Origin of the sequence: Streptomyces beijiangensis (assembly GCF_017315755.1) — a bacterium.
In the GTDB taxonomy this organism is placed as follows: Bacteria; Actinomycetota; Actinomycetes; order Streptomycetales; family Streptomycetaceae; genus Streptomyces; species Streptomyces beijiangensis.
In genome coordinates this window covers 1-346 of the sequence record NZ_JAFLRJ010001381.1, presented here as the reverse complement: position 1 = coordinate 346, position 346 = coordinate 1, and the positions used below count along the sequence as shown (strand labels likewise).

Annotated in this window: 1 pseudogene; it reads right to left on the bottom strand. The window is 69.7% G+C overall.

The window, feature by feature from the left end:
- Nucleotides 1-157: 157 nt before the first annotated feature.
- Nucleotides 158-346 (bottom strand): annotated as a pseudogene (locus J0695_RS41920) (ATP-binding protein); the annotation flags it as partial.

Sequence of the window (346 nt, the reverse complement as noted above, 5' to 3'; positions counted from 1 at the left end):
GCGACCGGTAGCGGGCAGGGTTGATCGTCGTGGGTGTCATGCTGTTGCTCCGATCACTCTCCGCGCGCGGTGGGCGTCGGCGGAGAGGTGTTGCTGGTCGAGAAGTACATGGGGCGGCGCGCCGGGTGCGCGGCCCGGCGTGGCGGCCTGCGGCAGCTCAGGCGGCGTGGGGCTGACGTCTGTGGTCGACGGGCTCGAAGGTGACGCGGGTGGTCATCTCGGCGAGACGGGAGGCGACCCGGTCCCCGAGGTGTCCACGGAGGTCGCGCATGGCGAGGTTGCTGGTGATCAGCGTGGGGAGCATCAGGTTGTACCGGCGGTTGATCAGCCGGTAGGTGATCTCCTC